Source organism: Sulfuricurvum sp., assembly GCF_028713855.1.
GTDB lineage: Bacteria > Campylobacterota > Campylobacteria > Campylobacterales > Sulfurimonadaceae > Sulfuricurvum.
In genome coordinates, this window is sequence record NZ_JAQTNN010000007.1 from 35,132 (window position 1) to 47,588 (window position 12,457).

Genomic DNA, 12,457 nt, shown 5'->3' on the forward strand with positions numbered 1-12,457 from the left:
GGTTAGCGTTTTGCCAGTGTAAGAGCTAATGCCTCTGAAACTATCTCATACATCTCTTTGACAGAGGCGGTTTGTTCTAAAATCGTCTGAAGTGACTTTTGTTCGTATGAAGCTTTCATATTTCGCTGTGCGAGCTCACTCATCTTGTTGGTCATCCGATTTTTGATCAATTCAAGCTGTACGGTAAGATTTTTTTTCTTTTTGTAGAGTTCAGTGTAGGTATCGTTTAGAGTACTGATCTCTTTCTTTAATGCTTTATTCTCTTCAGGCATTTGCGGTATTCTCTCTTTGAGTTGAATAATTTTTTCATCAACTTCAGAGAGTACCGTTTCGATTTCATCGAGTTCACTCTTTATTTCGCTTTTATGTTTCTTTTCACCTGCAATCTCATTTTGAGTATCGATAACCCGTCCTTGGGCATTTAATATTGCTTCTTGCTGTGCTGCAATTCTGATTTTGGTCTGCTTGTATTGCATCATTACCGATACGACGGAGCTGTAATTCCATTTTTGCTGCCGTTTGTCGGTAATAGCAAATTTTTGTATTTTGTTGCCGTTTGCGTCAATGATAACGTCATCGGTAAAATATTTGATAAAATTTTCGGCATTTTTATTTCGGTTTTCAACAAAATTTAAAAGATTTTTAGAAGTGTGTAAAAGAATTTTTTGAAAATATTGTCGTAGTATATATCCGGTTTGTCCTTCAATTTTTTCACGATCATTTTCGCTAAGGAGATCAAGTAAAAGAATTTCAATCATAGAACGGAAAACCGGTATAAACGTTTTGTTGAATGCTGCATTACTTATTACAGCAAAGTTCAGTCTGTCAGTAAGTACATCATCTAATACTTCTTCAATCATTTCCCATGCACCGTCTGGAAAATAATTTTGATACATTATTGTCATACTCTCAAGGGATTCTCCGGCAAACCGTTTATCAACACCTTCCGGTATTTTTTTAGGCAGTGTAAAATAGCGTATCGATATTTTTCCGCGTAAAAAAAAGATAATATCCCGTTCATCAAGTTTGAAAATAGTATCGATTTGCTGTCTTGTAATGTATCTTGCAGATTCCATGGATTGATGATTTTCAATATAGCCTTGCATAATCTGTATGTAAAATTCATTGGGAATAGAGACTAAAAAAGGCAATGGAAGGAATTGCGCTTTTCTACTTTCTAAATCACTGATCAAAGAGACATTCCGATGAATCATACGGTCAATCTGCTCAGAATTTGAATGTTCAAAAAAGTGTTTATGCATCGTAAAGGTTTTAAAAGAGATATTGATATCGATATGTTGATTGGATTGGGCAAAATAGTTAGTAATGGCTTTTTTAATGGCCTCTTTTTTATCATTGAAATACTCTTCTTTTTCGTAAAGCGATAATTTTTTGAGTAAAGTAAAATAGTATTCGAGTGTAAAATCAAGAGCATAAAGGTCTTTAGGAAGGATCGTATCCAATAAATCAATGACATCAGAAACTATCTTCGGATTGACAAAGTCTATATCAGAGGGTGGGGTATTATGTTCTTTCATCTTAAATAATCTCTTCACGAAGCTTTTTGATAAGCTCCTGCTCGCGCTTCGCAATGTATTTACCGAGCTCACCCTCTTGTTGAAGATTCGGTTCAATTTTAAAATGGTATTTGTATCCCCCCTCATAAGAAGACTTGTATACCAATTGCCCTTTTACTTCCGGTGACTGTCCAATAATTTCAGGCGGAAAGAGCAAAATGACCTCACTAAAGGGGGAAAGGGCATACGTATGTTTACTTGTCACCGCTATACCACCGATTGAAATGTCATACAAATAACAATGCAGTGTAAGGCTTATATGCTGAACCGTTAACCCAAACGCAGTTGGTGGCTGGACACGAATACTTTGTCGATGAAAGAGAGACGTCTCTAGTTCATCAAATCGTTTTAACTCTAAAACGCGTTCTCCTTGAATGAGTACCGGATTTACTGAGGCATAGACATCATGGATAAATTGATCATTTTTGAGGAGATAAATACCGTTTTGTAAGAGTGCGGCAGTCTCTTGAAGCGGATGTACCCGAAGAATAACGCTTTGGGTATCCGTGTGGAGAATTTGCGCAGGATATTGGATAGGAACACCGTGGTAAGTGTTAAGCACCGTAATATTTTCTGAACGTTGTCTCAGGGTCTCTAGCGCATTGATAAGTGCATCTTCGAAAAGGAAAAAAGACTCATCATCAAGTCGATTTGATACATAAGCGATGAAGCGTTCTATGGCCGTAGCAAATGGGATAATTTTATTCCACCCACCAATCGTTCCATAAAATGATTTGATATAGTGGTTAAGTACAATGTAAAATGTATCGGAAAAAAATCGCTCTACCGCCTCAGAGTTTTGAAAGAGATCGCGAATATCACTGAGAACGGTAGTGTTATTTCCTTTTTTCTCTAAAAAAAGCCAATCGAATAAGGGACCGATGAGTGTTTGAAAGCGGCTCTGTGTAATAGGTGAAGATTCAGCGTCAGTGTACGCTTTCCAAGCAGCCTTGATAAAAAAAACACGAAAAGCTTGCATATCTAATTGTGGATGAATCAGGGTTTTAAATACATTGATTGCTGCTTTTTTAGACATGGATTTACTCTTTACCCTCAAATGTAATGGCCGCATCAACAGCATTCAGATAACTTAACTGAGATGCTTTGTGCTGGTAGGCAATATCAAATGCCGTACCATGGTCAACAGAAGTACGGATGATCGGAAGTCCCAATGAAACATTGATACTTTCATCAAAATAAAGTGCTTTTAGCGGTGCCAGTCCCTGATCATGATACATTGCCGCTATCATTGAGAAATTTTGGCGAAAACGGGGAGTAAAAGCAATATCGGGGACGATAGGACCGATAAAAACTTCTTTACCGAGCTTTTCGTTGGCATAGTGGATTGCCGCTTCGATAAAGTGTTCTTCATTTCCCAGAACCCCATGATCTCCTGCATGAGGATTGAGTCCGAGTACGGCGATGGGCTCATGTTCGGTCGTATTATAAAGCTGAAGTAAAAATGCTGCAAGCTTATCGGTTTGAATATGTTCTGCTACTTCACGCAGTGGCATATGTTCCGTATAGAGTGCCACATAAAGCTTATTGCATCCGAGCATCATAATCGCATCGCTTTTCAAGATATCACGCATCGCATCGGTATGACCGACATATTTTATTCCCGCTAACATCCACGCTTCTTTGTGGATTGGCAAGGTTACGATGGCATCAACAGATTTGGATTTAGCGAGTTCCACGGCAGCAATAAAAGAATCATAGCTATAACGTCCGCTTGAAGCCGATATTTTACCTGCTTCGATGGTAAATTCTCCGGAGACTTTAAACATATGAAAATCATTGGGAATTTGCGTATGCAATAAACTTGCTGCTTGATGTGCCATTGTGTAGTTGATACAATACAGAGGGTTACAGTGTTGTTTGATCTGATTATGGGATTTTAGAATTATTTCAAATCCCACACCATTCAAATCACCGACGCTAATAGCGATAGTTTTTAACGCTGACATAATACTTTCATATCCGACACTGCCGTTGCCAACCCTGTAAATACCGATCGGGCGATGATACTTTGTCCGATGTTAAGCTCTTCAATCGTATCTATTTCCACAATCGGGGTAACATTGTGATAATTCAGACCGTGCCCTGCTGCCACTTTCAGACCCAATGAACGGGCATAATTAGCCGCATCGACGAGCGCTCCGTACGCTTGCTCTATTTTGTTGTCCAGTTCTTGTCGAGATAATTTCAATGATTCGATCGCATGATGAGAATGGGGAAGGGAACTGTGACGCATTGCATAGAGGTTAGCGTAGCTGCCGGTATGAAGCTCCACCCATTGTGCTCCGAGACGCTCGGATGTTTCTACCGCTTCTCGTGTCGGATCGATAAAGAGTGAAACTTCTATTTCATGATCTTTAAGTTCATTAATAGCATTTAATATTGATGAATAATTCCCGCTGACATCTAACCCCCCCTCGGTTGTCACTTCTTGACGTTTTTCGGGAACCAACGTCGCCCGATGCGGACGCAATCCACATACAATACCGATGATGGATGGCTCAATGGCACACTCTAAATTAACCGGAAGAGGGGACATAGCAATAATACGTCGTGCATCCTCATCGTGAATATGACGACGGTCTTCTCTTAAGTGAATCGTAATTTGATTGGCACCGCTTTGAGCGCAAATCGCAAGTGCCATAACAGGATCGGGATCGTTGATTTTACGGGCTTCGCGGAGTACGGCAATGTGGTCGATATTGACTCCAAGAGTCATTTTAGGCTTGGCGGCATGCATAAAAATCCTTTTTAAATTCAACAAATTTACCCGCTATGATCGCTTCACGAGCTTGTTTGACCAGCCACAGATAGTAGTGGAGATTATGCAGTGAAGCAAGACGAAAATAGGTAAGTTCTTTGGATCGGAATAAGTGGTGCAGATACGCACGGCTGTAACGGCGGCAAGTGTAGCACGTACATACAGGATCGATCGGTTCAGTATCATATTTATATCGAGCACCTTTGATATTAACTTTTCCAAACGTCGTAAAGAGGGTTCCGTTACGGGCATTACGGGTCGGCATAACGCAGTCGAACATATCGACCCCCCGTTCAATATTCTCGACCAAATCCTCAGGTGTTCCGACCCCCATCAGATATCGCGGTTTATCGGAAGGCATCAGCGGTGTTGTGTGTTCGACCGTGTCGTACATGAGATTGTTCGCTTCTCCGACACTAAGCCCTCCGATGGCGAATCCGTCATAATCCATCGCACACAGTTCTTCGGCCGATTGGGTACGGAAATTAAAATCGGTTCCCCCTTGGATAATGGCGAAGATATTTTGGTTGACACCGATCCCTTTAGTTTGGTTATTACGATGGTAATCGATCGATTGCTGTGCCCATTGGGTTGTTCTCTGAATCGAGGTTTTGATCCGCTCTTGCGTAGCGGGAAGAGCGACGAGATCATCGAGAATCATCATGATATCGCTGCCCAGATTGTTTTGAATATCAATCACTTTTTCGGGAGTAAAGAAGTGTTTGCTTCCGTCAATATGGCTTCTAAATTCAATCCCTGACTCGGTTGGTTTGGAAATATCGCTAAGACTAAATGCCTGAAAGCCGCCGCTGTCCGTCAAAAAGCTGTTTGGATAAGTGGTATAACCATGCAATCCACCCAGTCTTGCAACGGTCTCATCTCCGGGGCGCAGATACATGTGATAAGTATTCGCAAGGATGATTTGAGTGTCCAAAAGCTCCGTCATATCTCCCATATCAAGCCCTTTGACCGAACCTACCGTCCCCACTGGCATAAAAATTGGTGTTTGTATCGTTGAGTGCGCCGTGGTGATGGTACATGCTCGTGCTTTGCCGCAGGTGGCATCGACCTTAAATTCCATTCAAAACCTTGTTTTTTCACTATTTTACCGTACATTAGGTTTATAGGCAACTCCAAAGCTACAACACTCTATAATACCAAAAACAATTATGCAGGAAACTCCATGAGCATTGAGCACTCAGAAATAGCCTTTGAAAAAGCACAGCAACTTATCCCAGGCGGTGTAAATTCCCCTGTACGCGCATTTAAAAGCGTCGGCGGAATCCCCCGTTTTATAGCACGCGGAGAGGGTGGTTATTTGGTTGATATCGATGATAATCGCTACGTTGATTATGTTCAGAGCTGGGGGCCGTTGATTTTCGGTCATCGTGATGAGAGTATCGAAAAAGCGGTGATCGAAGCGGTTAAACACGGTCTCAGTTTTGGTGCCCCGACTGAAGCAGAATCAGAACTTGCAGAGCTGATTATCTCAATCTACGACTCTATCGAAAAAATCCGTTTTGTGAGCAGCGGAACCGAAGCGGTAATGAGTGCGATCCGTCTTGCGCGCGGCTTTACAGGACGTGATGACATCGTCAAGTTCACAGGATGCTATCACGGTCACAGTGATGCGCTTCTCGTTCAGGCAGGTTCTGGTGCCGTAACATTTGGGACACCAAGTTCTCCGGGAGTACCTGCCGATTTTACTAAGCATACATTGTTGGCAGAGTACAACAACATCGATAGTGTTCGCCAATGTTTCAAAGATAGCCCTGGGATCGCGTGTGTCATCATCGAGCCGATTGCCGGAAACATGGGATTAGTACCTGCTACCAAAGATTTCCTCGCTGAGCTTCGCGCCGTGTGCAATGAATACGGTGCATTACTGATTTTCGATGAAGTTATGAGCGGATTCCGTGCTTGTCTTCATGGTGCTGAGAGCATTACAGGGACAAAACCCGATTTGGTTACCTTGGGTAAAGTTATCGGCGGAGGAATGCCGGTGGGTGCCTTCGGCGGTCGTCGTGACATCATGGCTCACCTTTCACCGGAGGGCGGTGTTTATCAAGCAGGAACTCTTAGCGGAAATCCGGTAGCCATGGCGGCAGGTCTTGCATCAATTAACAAGCTCAAAACCAACGGACGTGTATTCGGAGTTCTCGAAGAGCGTGCTAAACGACTAATGAATGGGTTTGCAGAAGCGGCGCAAAAAAACAATATCGGACTTCAAACCGATGTACGAGGTTCGATGTTTGGATTTTTCTTTTGTGATACTCAAATCGGAAATTTTGCGGAAGCACTTAAAAGCGACACAGAGCGATTTGCCAAGTTTCATGCAGCTATGCTGGATGCCGGATTCTACTTTGCCTGTTCGCAGTTTGAGACTGGATTTATCTGTACGGCAACAACCGATGCAATGATCGAAGAGACCATCGCTGCCGCAAACAAAATTTTCGGAGAGCTATAATGGAAAACGAAGAACATAAACCACGTATTAAACCGATTATTGAAGGGGCGGAGAGCTTATCGCTCGGTATTTCGATAGTGGTTGCCGTATTGCTTGGTGTTGCAATCGGGTTAGGACTTAAAAAACTGACCGGTATTACATGGCTTCTTTGGATTGGTGTAGCGATCGGTATTGCAGCTGCGATTATGAATGTTTATAAAGCCTACAGTAAACAATACAAAGAATTCGAAAAGTTAGCCAAAGATCCACGCTACAACATGGGCAAACAAGTCGATGACGATGATGACGAGGACTAATAAATGATCAGTTTTTTCGTTGCGATGCTCTCATCAATGCTTATAGTGATGGGATCGCTCTATGCATACCGTAATATGATTCAAAGTCGTATCGGGGATGTGGATTTTGAGGATGTCAAAGACAGTATTGATATGTTGGATGACCCGTATGATTTATACGAAGAAGAGCGAGCGAATGAAGTAGCGGATATTAAACAGATGATTAAAGAGGAAAAAGCTCGTCAAAAGAGCAATATCATCGAGAATACGACCAAAAATGCGTCGGCAATGGTGTCAGTATATCGCTTAATACCGTATGCTTTTTTGATTTTAGGGTTTATCGCACTTAACAACAGCCACGCGTTATTGATACTTCCGTATTTGGTCGGATTGGCGGTAGGAATACCGCTGGGCTACTTGATCGGAAAGAAGATGTTTATTTAACGATCATCGGAACGTTGATCGTAATTTTCTGTTCTTTTAGATCGATGAAAAGATTGTTTTCTTCAGCTAAATGGGTAATCTCAGAAAGATATTTTCGAATGATCGTATCGGATGAGATCTCGATGGAGAAAAGGGAGTATTTCTCTCCCTCAAATTTGATATGTTCTCCGACACGGAAAAATAATCGGGTTAAAATCTTCTCATTTCCAACCATAGAAGTATATATTTTATTGAGCAATTTGATAAAAAGCTCAGTTTGCAAACGAATTTCCGGAATAGTCGGATCAAGTTCTTTAAGATAGCGCGTTTGGCTACCAATCGAATTTGAACTGATACACAGATCGATCAACGTATAGACATTGATGAGTTGCCCCTCCGGCTTGTGCGCTGTAAACTGAAAAGAGGGGAGTTGATAGAGACGGATGCCGATCTGTTCTTCATCTTCATAACCGACGGTAATACCGAAAAATTTGAATCGTCCGAATTCAAGCTCCAAGAAAGTCGTTTTAAATCCAAACGAAGAACTTGCATACGTCGTAGCAATCTTATATATAGCCGTTGCTTCGATGGCACCGAGGAGATACTGTGCCTCGGTATTGAGCGATACGATTTTGCCGCCGGAGTTAAAAAGGATAAACGGATTAAAATCATATTCAATCCATTGCTGATCGAATGTCATCAGTCCTCGATATAATTTTTAAGTTTACGACCCACTTTAGGGTGTTTAAGTTTTTTGATCGCACTGCTTTCGATCTGACGGACACGCTCACGGGTAACGTTAAGTTCTTTTCCGATCTCTTCGAGAGTACGGTCACTCTCATCGTCCATAATCCCAAAGCGCATTTTAATAACCGCTTTTTCACGCTCGTTGAGTTGCTCAAGAACGCTTTCGATTTGGACTTTCAAATCGTCTTTCAAAATAGCATCGCTCGGTGAAAGGGACATTTTGTCTTCGATGAAATCACCGAAACGACCGTCTTCTTCATTCCCGATAGGGGCTTCGAGAGAGATCGGCTCTTTGGTGATTTTGATAACGTTTTTAACTTTCTCAACCGACAAGCCCACTTCTTCCGCGATGGTTTCAACATCCGGCTCTTTTCCGTGTTCTTGGAGATGCTTACGCATGATCTTGTTGATACGATTGATCGTCTCGATCATATGGATCGGAATACGGATCGTACGTGCCTGATCGGCAATCGCACGGCTGATAGCCTGACGAATCCACCATGTGGCATACGTCGAAAATTTGTACCCTTTTTGGTATTCGAATTTATCGACCGCTTTCATAAGACCGATATTTCCTTCCTGAATCAAATCAAGGAATGGGAGACCGCGGTTAGTGTAACGTTTCGCGATGGATACAACCAGACGGAGGTTTGATTTTGCCATACGGGTTTTAGAGACTTCAGAGATATTTTTACCCCGCTTGATCTGTTCCAAAATATCCGCCAGTTTATCCGGCTCCATGTTGAAGCCCCCTTTGGAAGCTTCTTTGGTTTGAATCAGTTTTTTGATCTCCATATAGGTGCTGACCATCGTAGCTTCAGGAACTTTTGCCGCGATCTCTTCTTTGGTCAAATCGCAGATTTTATTCAAAATCAGCGTGTGATTCTTTTTGAGCTGATCATTGAAAAGTGGAAGCTTGTACTCAAGACGTTTCAATTCACGGTCAAACCCTTCATCGCTTCGAAGTGCTGTCTCCATTGAACGAACGAGTTCATTGATAAGTTTTGAGGTTGGCCCAAGATCCAACAAAGCTTCTTTAAGCATTTTTTTCTTGAAACTGACATTTAGAAAGAAAAGAACGTATTCGGCATCCATCTCATCGATAGAACACTCTTCTAACATTTTTTCAGTCGCTTTAACCCAGTCTTTTTTTGCTTTTTCAAGCGCTTTAAAGCTGGTAACGACTTTTTCTACCCGTTTTTTGTCTTTTACAGACGGGGCTTTTTCAGTTGTTTCTTCTTCATCGATCTCATCATCGCCATCATCGTTCTCTTCTTCATTCTCTTCTTCGAAGCTTTTAAAGAGTTCTTTAACGCGGCGCTCACGATTAATGAGTGGATCTTTGTAATCGAGGATAAAGTCGATTAGGTAAGGAACCGAGCAGATCGCATCGATAATAATCCCTTCACCCATCTCCATACGTTTGGAAATTTCAACTTCCTCTTCTTTAGTAAGAAGAGGGATTTGTCCCATTTCACGTAGATACATACGTACCGGAGAATCGGATCGAGACCATTCAAGAAGTTCATGTTGTTTGAGAATATCAAACTCATCACCGCTGGCTTCTTCGATGTATTTAAGCTGAGCAGCGCGTTTGGCTGCAGCTTCTTGCTGATTAAGCATTTTGGCATGCTCTGAAGAAGTGAAAAGACAGATTTTATGTTTCTGAGCTAACTTTAGGATTGATTTTGCTTGCGCAAGGGTCGGTTGTTTGTCAAAAGGATCGACAATTGTTTCATACGTGAGACAATTTTTGGATTTGTGTTCGGTAAATAGGGTTTCGAGATGTTTATTTAGATCTTTGACACTCATGCGAGGAAGACTCCCTTACGTTAAAAGAGGTGGATTATACCGAAATTTTTCTTAAAGAGCTTTAGATACTTTTTCTTGTCGCTGTTTTATAACTGTGGAACACTTGTTGCTATAACTGTCTCAATACTCCATAAGGATGATAAATGCAGACCGGATATTATGCGGCGACGGGGGGAATGGTAGCCCAATTCAACCGTATGGATACGATTGCCTCGAATCTTGCCAATGCTAACACGGCAGGGTATAAACAGGATCAATTAATTACAGGAGATTTTGTCCGTCTTTTTAAAGATAAACAAAGCATCCTCCCAATTGCCAATCAAACAGAGGAAGCAGCACAGTATTTTAACCGCTCACTTTCCCGTGTTCCTCAGATTACGGATGCATACACCGATTTTAGTTTGGGTTCGATGCAAAAAACGGAAAATACGTTTGACCTCGCACTTAGTAAAGTTGGGCAATTTTTTGCAGTAAAGACTCCACAGGGCGTCCGTTTGACCCGTGATGGAACGTTTACAACGAATGACGAAGGAAAACTGGTTACAAAACAAGGGTATGAAGTATTGTCAACGGATTACTTCCAAACCAAAACAGCGATAACCTTTAATCCGGATGACAGCATTATCACCATCGATAAAAACGGTCAAATTTCTACCAATGTTGCCGGCTCTACACAGATGGTAGCCAATAAAAAACTTATGGTCATTGAACCACAAAACATCCGAATGTTGAAAAAAGAGGGAGATGGTTTCTATGTTCCTGATCCTGCTGATCCTCTCAAACCGTTGACCGAAAGCGGATCGGTTATGCAAGGGTATACAGAAAAAAGCAACGTCAATGCCGTCCACGAGATGATTGCTTTGGTCGAGGCAAACCGGATGGTGGGAATGTATCAAAAAGCGATGGATTCGCAGATGAATGATCTCAACAAAGATGCGATCGAAAAATTAGCCGTAACACGACGATAAGATAAGGAGATAATACTATGATGCAATCACTCTATACCAGCTCTACCGGAATGCTGGCAATGCAAACACAAATCGATACGACGGCGAATAATATTGCCAACGTTAACACCATGGGATATAAAAAGTCCCGTGCTGAATTTGCCGATTTGATGTATAAAGTCATGACGTATGCCGGAACTTCTACCAGCGATACCACAAAATCTCCGACAGGTATCGAAGTGGGTCTCGGGGTTCGACCGACCGCCATCAATAAAATCTTTACCGAAGGCAGTCTCAAACAGACAGATAATACTCTCGATACCGCTATCACCGGTAAAGGTTTTTTTAAACTTCAACTTCCAAACGGCACCGAAGTGTATAGCCGTAACGGTTCTTTTAAAGTGGATGCCAATGGAACCTTGGTTAATTCAGACGGATATACCCTCGTCCCTGAAGTCGTTATTCCTGAAGATGCTATGGATATCAGTATCGGAACAGACGGAATCGTCAGTGTTACACAATCCGGTCAGGCGCAAGCAACACAGGTAGGGCAGATATCACTGACTAATTTTGTCAATCCGGCCGGTTTGCATGCGATGGGAGACAATCTTTTTATCGAAACCGACAGTTCCGGTCAGCCGATTGAGGGAACTCCGGGTGAAAATGGAATCGGAAACATTCGTCAAGGTTTTGTTGAGCTTTCTAACGTTCAACTCGTTGTCGAGCTCACCGATTTGATTACAGGTCAACGTGCCTACGATGCTAACTCAAAAGTTATTACGACAAGTGATGAAATGTTGGCAACCACAAACGGTCTTAAACGATAATATTAACAGATATTAAACTCCCTTTATGGGGGATTTAAAACTCTTTCAACTCTTCTTGGCTATAATCCCCTTAATTTTACATACGATAGGATTTTTGATGCAAAAGATTGAAGGGAAAGTTTGGAATTTCGGTAAAGATATCGATACAGACCTCATTATTGCCGCTCGTTATCTCAATACTTCGGATCCAAAAGAACTTGCTAAACATGTTATGGAAGATGCCGATCCAACTTTTGTAACGAAAATGGTTCCGGGTGATATCATCGTCGCTGATGAAAACTTCGGATGTGGTTCATCACGTGAACATGCTCCGATCGCACTTAAAGCTGCCGGTGTTGCAGCCGTTATCGCTCCGACGTTTGCCCGTATTTTTTACCGTAATGCGTTTAATATGGGATTGCCTATTTTTGAACTCACAGAAAGTTTAGAAATCAAAGAGGGTGAGTCCGTCAGCATCGATATGGATGCAGGGACTATTACCAACACAACAAATGGTAAAATTTATAACTTTATCCCGATCCCTCCATTTATGCAAGAACTGCTAAGTGCCGGAGGATTGATGAACTACGCAAATGCTGAAATAGCAGCACAGGAGAAATAATT

At 41.9% G+C, this 12,457-nt stretch carries 13 protein-coding genes; 6 read left to right on the plus strand and 7 right to left on the minus strand.

From position 1 onward, the window contains the following. Window positions 1-2: 2 nt before the first annotated feature. The 5 genes from PHI47_RS07880 to tgt are packed head-to-tail and all read right to left on the minus strand — an operon-like array spanning window position 3 to window position 5,437. Entirely contained in the window at window positions 3-1,538 is a 1,536-nt protein-coding gene (locus PHI47_RS07880; RefSeq protein WP_299935864.1) for a hypothetical protein, read from the minus strand. Between the two features lies 1 nt (window position 1,539). After that, window positions 1,540-2,613 (minus strand): PilZ domain-containing protein, encoded by a 1,074-nt coding sequence (locus tag PHI47_RS07885; RefSeq protein WP_299935865.1) that lies wholly within the window; start codon window positions 2,611-2,613, stop codon window positions 1,540-1,542. 4 nt (window positions 2,614-2,617) lie between these two features. After that, window positions 2,618-3,544 carry a 4-hydroxythreonine-4-phosphate dehydrogenase gene (pdxA, locus tag PHI47_RS07890; protein WP_299935867.1) on the minus strand — a complete coding sequence of 309 codons (927 nt, stop codon included), beginning with the start codon at window positions 3,542-3,544 and terminating at the stop codon, window positions 2,618-2,620. Next, a complete protein-coding gene (locus tag PHI47_RS07895) occupies window positions 3,532-4,314 on the minus strand; it encodes a pyridoxine 5'-phosphate synthase (protein WP_299936137.1) in 783 nt (260 codons plus the stop codon). Before PHI47_RS07895 ends, pdxA begins: the two co-directional genes overlap by 13 nt. A 1-nt stretch (window position 4,315) precedes the next feature. Beyond that, entirely contained in the window at window positions 4,316-5,437 is a 1,122-nt protein-coding gene (tgt, locus tag PHI47_RS07900; protein WP_299935869.1) for a tRNA guanosine(34) transglycosylase Tgt, read from the minus strand. Window positions 5,438-5,539: 102 nt separating this feature from the next. Here tgt and hemL point away from each other — a divergent pair, with 102 nt between their 5' ends. The 3 genes from hemL to PHI47_RS07915 are packed head-to-tail and all read left to right on the plus strand — an operon-like array spanning window position 5,540 to window position 7,542. Continuing rightward, window positions 5,540-6,823, plus strand: a complete 1,284-nt coding sequence (gene hemL / locus PHI47_RS07905) for a glutamate-1-semialdehyde 2,1-aminomutase (protein ID WP_299935872.1) — start codon at window positions 5,540-5,542, stop codon at window positions 6,821-6,823. Next, on the plus strand, window positions 6,823-7,119 hold the full coding sequence (locus PHI47_RS07910) for an AtpZ/AtpI family protein (RefSeq protein WP_299935875.1): 297 nt from the start codon (window positions 6,823-6,825) through the stop codon (window positions 7,117-7,119). The genes hemL and PHI47_RS07910 overlap by 1 nt, the downstream gene beginning before the upstream one ends. Window positions 7,120-7,122: 3 nt before the next feature. Further along, the gene (locus PHI47_RS07915) at window positions 7,123-7,542 is read left to right on the plus strand and encodes a hypothetical protein (protein ID WP_299935877.1); all 420 of its coding nucleotides are present in this window, start codon (window positions 7,123-7,125) and stop codon (window positions 7,540-7,542) included. Here the strand turns inward: PHI47_RS07915 and PHI47_RS07920 are convergent. Both PHI47_RS07920 and rpoD read right to left on the minus strand, forming a co-directional pair. Next, window positions 7,535-8,221, minus strand: a complete 687-nt coding sequence (locus tag PHI47_RS07920; protein ID WP_299935880.1) for a hypothetical protein — start codon at window positions 8,219-8,221, stop codon at window positions 7,535-7,537. The two genes, PHI47_RS07915 and PHI47_RS07920, sit on opposite strands and share 8 nt — an antisense overlap. After that, the gene (gene rpoD / locus PHI47_RS07925; protein WP_299935883.1) at window positions 8,221-10,080 is read right to left on the minus strand and encodes an RNA polymerase sigma factor RpoD; all 1,860 of its coding nucleotides are present in this window, start codon (window positions 10,078-10,080) and stop codon (window positions 8,221-8,223) included. The genes PHI47_RS07920 and rpoD overlap by 1 nt, the downstream gene beginning before the upstream one ends. 143 nt (window positions 10,081-10,223) lie before the next feature. Here rpoD and PHI47_RS07930 point away from each other — a divergent pair, with 143 nt between their 5' ends. The 3 genes from PHI47_RS07930 to PHI47_RS07940 all read left to right on the plus strand — a co-directional run bounded on the left by PHI47_RS07930 (window position 10,224) and on the right by PHI47_RS07940 (window position 12,455). Continuing rightward, window positions 10,224-11,048, plus strand: a complete 825-nt coding sequence (locus PHI47_RS07930) for a flagellar hook-basal body protein (protein ID WP_299935886.1) — start codon at window positions 10,224-10,226, stop codon at window positions 11,046-11,048. Between the two features lie 17 nt (window positions 11,049-11,065). Further along, entirely contained in the window at window positions 11,066-11,854 is a 789-nt protein-coding gene (gene flgG / locus PHI47_RS07935; protein ID WP_299935889.1) for a flagellar basal-body rod protein FlgG, read from the plus strand. 97 nt (window positions 11,855-11,951) lie between these two features. Further along, window positions 11,952-12,455: a 3-isopropylmalate dehydratase small subunit gene (locus PHI47_RS07940; RefSeq protein WP_299935890.1), complete on the plus strand. Its 504-nt coding sequence runs from the start codon at window positions 11,952-11,954 to the stop codon at window positions 12,453-12,455. Window positions 12,456-12,457: the final 2 nt, after the last annotated feature.

Excerpts from the sequence above, each read along its gene's own strand:
- PHI47_RS07880 (WP_299935864.1), bottom strand. The coding sequence starts at position 1,538 with ATGAAAGAACATAATACCCCACCCTCTGATATAGACTTTGTCAATCCG.
- PHI47_RS07885 (WP_299935865.1), bottom strand. The coding sequence starts at position 2,613 with ATGTCTAAAAAAGCAGCAATCAATGTATTTAAAACCCTGATTCATCCA.
- pdxA (WP_299935867.1), bottom strand. The coding sequence starts at position 3,544 with ATGTCAGCGTTAAAAACTATCGCTATTAGCGTCGGTGATTTGAATGGT.
- PHI47_RS07895 (WP_299936137.1), bottom strand. The coding sequence starts at position 4,314 with ATGACTCTTGGAGTCAATATCGACCACATTGCCGTACTCCGCGAAGCC.
- tgt (WP_299935869.1), bottom strand. The coding sequence starts at position 5,437 with ATGGAATTTAAGGTCGATGCCACCTGCGGCAAAGCACGAGCATGTACC.
- hemL (WP_299935872.1), top strand. The coding sequence starts at position 5,540 with ATGAGCATTGAGCACTCAGAAATAGCCTTTGAAAAAGCACAGCAACTT.
- PHI47_RS07910 (WP_299935875.1), top strand. The coding sequence starts at position 6,823 with ATGGAAAACGAAGAACATAAACCACGTATTAAACCGATTATTGAAGGG.
- PHI47_RS07915 (WP_299935877.1), top strand. The coding sequence starts at position 7,123 with ATGATCAGTTTTTTCGTTGCGATGCTCTCATCAATGCTTATAGTGATG.
- PHI47_RS07920 (WP_299935880.1), bottom strand. The coding sequence starts at position 8,221 with ATGACATTCGATCAGCAATGGATTGAATATGATTTTAATCCGTTTATC.
- rpoD (WP_299935883.1), bottom strand. The coding sequence starts at position 10,080 with ATGAGTGTCAAAGATCTAAATAAACATCTCGAAACCCTATTTACCGAA.
- PHI47_RS07930 (WP_299935886.1), top strand. The coding sequence starts at position 10,224 with ATGCAGACCGGATATTATGCGGCGACGGGGGGAATGGTAGCCCAATTC.
- flgG (WP_299935889.1), top strand. The coding sequence starts at position 11,066 with ATGATGCAATCACTCTATACCAGCTCTACCGGAATGCTGGCAATGCAA.
- PHI47_RS07940 (WP_299935890.1), top strand. The coding sequence starts at position 11,952 with ATGCAAAAGATTGAAGGGAAAGTTTGGAATTTCGGTAAAGATATCGAT.